Origin of the sequence: Streptomyces sp. NRRL S-37 (genome assembly GCF_000721605.1) — a bacterium.
GTDB lineage: Bacteria > Actinomycetota > Actinomycetes > Streptomycetales > Streptomycetaceae > Streptomyces.
Map to the genome: position 1 here is coordinate 22,269 of NZ_JOIZ01000047.1, position 6,371 is coordinate 28,639.

Sequence of the window (6,371 nt, forward strand, 5' to 3'; positions counted from 1 at the left end):
TGCCCGGGCCCACACGGCGTACGAAGGGACAACGCGAACACATGAGCGCGTCAGGCGGCACCAAGGCGATCGTGGCGGCACTCGGCGCCAACCTCGCGATCGCGGTAGCGAAGTTCGTGGCGTTCCTCTTCAGCGGCTCCTCGTCGATGCTCGCCGAGTCCGTGCACTCGGTCGCCGACTCCGGAAACCAGGCCCTGCTGCTGGTGGGCGGCAAGAGGGCCCAGCGCCAGGCGACCCCGCAGCACCCCTTCGGCTACGGCCGCGAGCGCTACATCTACGCCTTCCTCGTCTCCATCGTGCTTTTCTCGGTCGGCGGCATGTTCGCCCTCTACGAGGGCTACGAGAAGATCAAGCACCCGCACGAGCTGGAGCACTGGTACTGGCCGGTCGGCGTCCTCGTCTTCGCGATCATCGCCGAGGGCTTCTCCTTCCGCACCGCCATCAAGGAGTCCAACCCCCTGCGCGGTGAACACTCCTGGAAGGAGTTCGTGCGCCGCGCCAAGGCCCCCGAGCTGCCGGTCGTCCTCCTGGAGGACCTCGGCGCGCTCGTCGGCCTGGTCCTCGCCCTCGGCGGTGTCGGCCTGGCCCTGGCCACCGGCGACAGCGTCTGGGACGGCATCGGCACCCTCTGCATCGGCGTCCTGCTCATCGTGATCGCCCTGATCCTCGCCGTCGAGACGAAGTCGCTGCTGCTCGGTGAGGCCGCGGGCCCCGAGGCGACCCAGAAGATCGAGACCGCCGTCGTCGACGGCGACACCGTCACCCGCGTCATCCACATGCGCACCCTCCACATCGGCCCCGAGGAGCTGCTGGTCGCCGCGAAGATCGGCGTCCGGCACGACGGCACGGCCACCGAGATCGCCTCCGCCATCGACGCCGCCGAGGCCCGCATCCGCGAGGCCGTCCCGATCGCCCGCGTGATCTACCTCGAGCCCGACGTCTACAGCGAGACCGAGGCCGCCAAGGGCGCCGACCCCGGGGCCACCCCCGGCGGCCCGACCACCCACGACACCGGTCACTGAGCCCGGCCCCACCGGAACCCGCAGGACCCCATGACGGAGGGGCCCGCCGCATCACCACGGCGGGCCCCTCCGCCGTCCCGGGCGGCCCCGCGCCTCAGAAGCGCGCGGGCCGCAACTCCGTGTCGGAGCTCACGCGGACGACGTCGTCACCGATCCGGACCGATCCGGTACGTCGGCGCCGTGTTCCCGCCCCGCACATCGGCCATCCCGTGGTTCAGCCGCAGCGCCCTCAGGGCCACCACCGACAGCTGCCCCGCCGCGAGCATCACCACCCCGCGACCAGCGTTCTCCGCCCCGTGTCCATGCCGAACCTCACCCCGCACGGCCCGTCCGCGCGGGGTGAGGCCGGCGCCCCGCCCGGCGACGGCCGCCGGGGGACCGGGACGGGGCACCCGCCAGATCGGCCTGATGTGTACGCGGGCGGACTGGGGTCGGCCGGGCCCGGCGGTGTAGCTTGGGACGGAGCCAGACGTCGCTGCTGATGGCGGTCGGGCGGTCCCACCGCGGACCGGCCGAGGGAGAGAGGGCCTCCGACGGACTGCGCTGCGCGCACGCGGGCATGCCTGTGTCCTCCTCAGGGCACCCCTGTGTCCGCCGCCGCGCAGACCAGCCGTACCCACCTCGACCCACACCCCGAGGAGCAGCTCGCAATGACGACTGTCGACAACCGACAGGACTTCAAGGTCGCCGACCTCTCCCTGGCCGAGTTCGGCCGCAAGGAGATCACCCTCGCCGAGCACGAGATGCCCGGCCTGATGGCGATCCGCAAGGAGTACGCCGACGCCCAGCCCCTGGCCGGCGCCCGCGTCACCGGCTCCCTGCACATGACCGTGCAGACCGCCGTCCTCATCGAGACCCTGGTCGCCCTCGGCGCCCGGGTCCGCTGGGCGTCCTGCAACATCTTCTCCACCCAGGACCACGCCGCGGCCGCCATCGCCGTCGGCCCGGACGGCACGCCCGACAACCCGCGGGGCGTCCCGGTCTTCGCCTGGAAGGGCGAGACCCTGGAGGAGTACTGGTGGTGCACGGAGCAGGCGCTGACCTGGCCGGACAGCCCCACCGGCGGCCCCAACATGATCCTCGACGACGGCGGTGACGCCACCCTCCTCGTCCACAAGGGCGTCGAGTACGAGAAGGACGGCAAGGCCCCCTCGCCCGACACCGCCGAGTCCGACGAGCACCGGGTCATCCTCGAGCTGCTCAACCGCACCCTGGGCGAGAACCCGCAGAAGTGGACCCAGCTCGCCTCCGAGATCCGCGGTGTCACCGAGGAGACCACGACCGGCGTCCACCGCCTGTACGAGATGCAGCGCGACGGCACCCTCCTGTTCCCGGCGATCAACGTCAACGACGCCGTCACCAAGTCGAAGTTCGACAACAAGTACGGCTGCCGCCACTCCCTGGTCGACGGCATCAACCGCGCCACCGACACCCTGATCGGCGGCAAGACCGCGGTCGTGTGCGGCTACGGCGACGTGGGCAAGGGCTGCGCGGAGTCCCTGCGCGGCCAGGGCGCCCGCGTGATCGTCACCGAGATCGACCCGATCTGCGCCCTGCAGGCCGCGATGGACGGCTACCAGGTCACCACGCTCGACGAGGTCGTCGACAAGGCCGACATCTTCGTCACCACGACCGGCAACAAGGACATCATCATGGCCTCGGACATGGCCAAGATGAAGCACCAGGCCATCGTCGGCAACATCGGTCACTTCGACAACGAGATCGACATGGCCGGCCTCGCCAAGGTCCCCGGCATCGTCAAGGACGAGATCAAGCCGCAGGTCCACACCTGGACCTTCCCCGACGGTAAGAAGATCATCGTTCTCTCCGAGGGCCGCCTGCTGAACCTGGGCAACGCCACCGGCCACCCGTCGTTCGTGATGTCCAACTCCTTCGCGGACCAGACGCTGGCCCAGATCGAGCTGTTCACCAAGCCCGACGAGTACCCGACCGGCGTCTACGTGCTGCCCAAGCACCTCGACGAGAAGGTCGCCCGCCTCCACCTCGACGCACTCGGCGTCAAGCTGACCACGCTCCGCCCGGAGCAGGCCGAATACATCGGCGTGCAGGTCGAGGGCCCGTTCAAGCCGGACCACTACCGCTACTGAGCCCACGCTCCCGCCGCGGCGAGCGCGTCCGCGCACCGGACGCGCTCCCCGGCGGCAGGTCCTCCGAGGCAGGCCCCCGCACCCCCGTGCCGGGGGCCTGCCCCTTTGGCGGACCGGCGACCGGCCCAGCCCGTCACGACCCAGGACCCCCATGCCCCGCGGCCGCTATTCGCTCCACGATCCGCACGATCACACCCCCCTCGCGGAAGAACACTTCCACTGCGCCCCCGGTCCCTCCGGCTGGCGCTACGTCTCCCAGCTCACCGCCCCCGCAGGCGGTCACCTGGGCTCGGTCGACCTCGCCCTCGACGAACTCGGCCGCCCCATCCGCCTCGAACTCCACGCCGCGAGCTGGCAGGTCCGCGGCGCCGCCCTCGACGGCGTCACCTGGGTCCGTACCGACCCCACCGGGACCCACGCCACCGAAGGCAATGTGCGCGCCCACGCCTTCACCGGCTCGTCCCCCGCCTTCCTCGTCGCCACCGCCCGCCTCCTGCGCCTCACCCCCTCGGCCTCCGCCACCCGTGTACGCCTTGTCGCCTTCACGGACCCGGTCCTCGCCCCACGCACCCTGGACCAGTCCTGGGCGCTGGTGGAAAGAGAAACACACGCCACTGACAACGGCCCCCTGACCGTGGACGAATACCAGGTCACAGCCCTGGACACAGGCGAGCAGCACTCCGTGCACATCGCCGGGGACGTGGTCCTCGCGGCCCCCGGCATCGAACTGGAGGACCTCGAATCACCACCGTCGGTCCTCGACTGACCAGCGCCTCCCAAGGCACCTACGCCGGCGGGGCGAACCCCGTCGAGGGCCGGTCGGCCGACGATCCCTCCCGCGGCGGGGCGGCCCGCTCCCCACGCACCGCGGCTCCCGGATCCGCAGACGGACGCACAGCCGGCCGCACATCCGGCGCGACGGCTCCAGTGGGGGACACCGGCGGAGCATAGGCACCCGCGGAACCGGCCGTACCCACGGGCCCGCCACCCCCGGCCGGTCCCTGCCCGAACGCCCGCCGGGCCTCCCGGGCCTGCCGCTCCTGCACCACCGCCGCGAGATACGCCGCAGGCGGCACCCCCGGCGGCACCGGCGCTCCCGTGCGCCCGGCCAGGTCCGAGGCCAGCCGCTCCGCCATCGACCAGCCGACCTGCGGATCGAGCTGCCCCATCCGCGTCAGGTACTGCCGGACGGCAAGCCACAGGCCATCGGGCACCGCCGACAGATCGAGCCCCGAGAAACGCCCGGCCAGCCACGGCGGAGGCGGCGGCACGAACCCCGCCTGCCCGACCGGCACCCGCTCCCGCACGACCAGAGTCCCCGCGAACACATCCCCGAGCCGCCGCCCCCGCGCCGAAACCAGGGACGCGATACAGGCCACGACCCCGAGCGTCATCAGGATCTCGATCACACCGATCAGCCCCCGCACCAGCGCGTGCCGGAACCGGATCGGCCCCCCGTCGTCCCGCACCACCCGCAGTCCGCAGGCCAGCTTCCCGAGCGACCGCCCGTGGCTGAGCGTCTCGACCAGGATCGGCCCGCCGACCAGCACGAGGACGAACAAGGCGATCGAGATCGCGGTCTGCGCCGCCTCGTCCAACGAGGCCGTGGCAGCCACCAGAGCGATGGTCACCACGACATAGACGGCCACGGCCGCCAGCAGATCGAGCAGCACGGCCAGCGCCCTGCTGGGCAGTCTCGCGGGGCGCAGCTCCAACGCCACCGCCTCGCCCGTCACCAGCTCACTCACGCCCGCCGCCCTTCCCTGGCCTGCCCCGAACACCGCCAGTCTGCCAAGCTGATGGCACATTGCACCGCAGTACGACCAGCAGACCGAGCCGATCACCGTTCCACCGGTCCGGCCGACCGCCGACGAACAGCCGAGGAGCAGGCACACCGATGGACCTCGACGTCTTCGTCTCCGCCCACCGCGCGGAGTGGGACCGCCTCGACGCCCTGCTCCGGCGCCAGCGCCGCCTCACCGGCGCGGAGGCCGACGAACTCGTCGCCCTCTACCAGCGCACGGCCACCCATCTCTCCCTGATCCAGTCGGCCGCCCCCGACCCGCAGCTGACCGGCCGGCTCAGCCAACTGGTGGCACGCGCGCGCAGTGCGGTGACCGGCGCCCGCCGTGCTTCCTGGCGGGATGTCACGCGCTTCCTGTCCCACAGCTTCCCGGCGGCCGTCTACACGTCACGCCACTGGTGGGTGCCCACAGCACTCCTCTCCACAGCCGTCGCGGCACTCCTCGGCTGGTGGATAGGCACCCACCCCGAAGTACAGGCGTCCATAGCGGCCCCCGACGAGCTGCGCGAGCTCACCCGCCCCGGTGGCGAGTACGAGACGTACTACTCGAGCCACCCCGCGGCCTCCTTCGCCGCCCAGGTCTGGACGAACAACGCGTGGGCCGCGGCCCTCTGCCTGATCCTGGGTGTCTTCCTGGGTCTGCCGGTCCTCTGGATCCTCTTCCAGAACATGCTCAACCTGGGCGTCGGCTTCGGGCTGATGTCCTCCGCCGGCCGTCTCGACACCTTCCTCGGCCTGGTCCTGCCGCACGGCCTCCTGGAACTCACCGCGGTCTTCGTCGCGGCCGGAACCGGCCTCCGCCTCGGCTGGACCGTCATCGACCCGGGCCCCCGCACCCGACGTGCCGCCTTGGCGGCGGAAGGCCGGGCGGCCCTGGCCATGGCGATCGGCCTCGCCCTGGTCCTCTTCGTCTCCGGTGCCATCGAAGGCTTCGTCACCCCGTCGGGCCTGCCCACCTGGGCGCGCATCACCATCGGGGTCGTCGCCGAGCTGGCCTTCCTGGCCTACGTCTATGTCCTGGGCGGACGTGCGGCGCGCGCCGGCGAGACCGGCGACCTGGAGGCATTCGAACGCAGCGCCGACGTGCCCACGGCCGCCTGATGTGCATGAGCCCTCGCTGAGCTGCTAGTCTCCTCTTCGCCCCGCAGGAACCGTTGACACGGAGCAGGCGGGGAGGTAGATTCAAACAGTTGCCTGGAGATGGGGTCTGACCCCGAGGGCGACAGTGAGCATCTATCGGCTTCTCATCGAAACGTTGATTTCGGAGAAGCACTTCCCGATGAATCGGAAAACAAGGGCCGGTAAGTCCGCCCCGAAACTTCTGATAAAGTCGGAACTGCCGGAAAGGGAAACGCGGAAGCGGAACCCCGGAAAGCACCGAGGAAATCGGATCGGAAAGATCTGATAGAGTCGGAAACGCAAGACCGAAGGGAAGCG

5 protein-coding genes are annotated in these 6,371 nt (G+C 71.0%); 4 read left to right on the forward strand and 1 reads right to left on the reverse strand.

The features are described 5' to 3' along the window. Positions 1 to 41 precede the first annotated feature (41 nt). The 3 genes from IH50_RS0136310 to IH50_RS0136325 all read left to right on the forward strand — a co-directional run bounded on the left by IH50_RS0136310 (position 42) and on the right by IH50_RS0136325 (position 3,896). Entirely contained in the window at positions 42 to 1,022 is a 981-nt protein-coding gene (locus tag IH50_RS0136310; protein WP_030872627.1) for a cation diffusion facilitator family transporter, read from the forward strand. 650 nt (positions 1,023 to 1,672) lie between these two features. Beyond that, on the forward strand, positions 1,673 to 3,130 hold the full coding sequence (gene ahcY, locus IH50_RS0136320; protein WP_030872630.1) for an adenosylhomocysteinase: 1,458 nt from the start codon (positions 1,673 to 1,675) through the stop codon (positions 3,128 to 3,130). A 151-nt stretch (positions 3,131 to 3,281) separates the two neighbouring features. Further along, complete coding sequence (locus IH50_RS0136325) at positions 3,282 to 3,896, forward strand: hypothetical protein (protein WP_030872632.1); 615 nt, start codon at positions 3,282 to 3,284, stop codon at positions 3,894 to 3,896. Between the two features lie 19 nt (positions 3,897 to 3,915). Here the strand turns inward: IH50_RS0136325 and IH50_RS0136330 are convergent, their stop codons facing one another. Next, a complete protein-coding gene (locus IH50_RS0136330) occupies positions 3,916 to 4,878 on the reverse strand; it encodes an RDD family protein (protein WP_030872635.1) in 963 nt (320 codons plus the stop codon). A 149-nt stretch (positions 4,879 to 5,027) separates the two neighbouring features. Here IH50_RS0136330 and IH50_RS0136335 point away from each other — a divergent pair, with 149 nt between their 5' ends. After that, on the forward strand, positions 5,028 to 6,035 hold the full coding sequence (locus tag IH50_RS0136335) for a stage II sporulation protein M (RefSeq protein ID WP_030872637.1): 1,008 nt from the start codon (positions 5,028 to 5,030) through the stop codon (positions 6,033 to 6,035). Positions 6,036 to 6,371 lie beyond the last annotated feature (336 nt).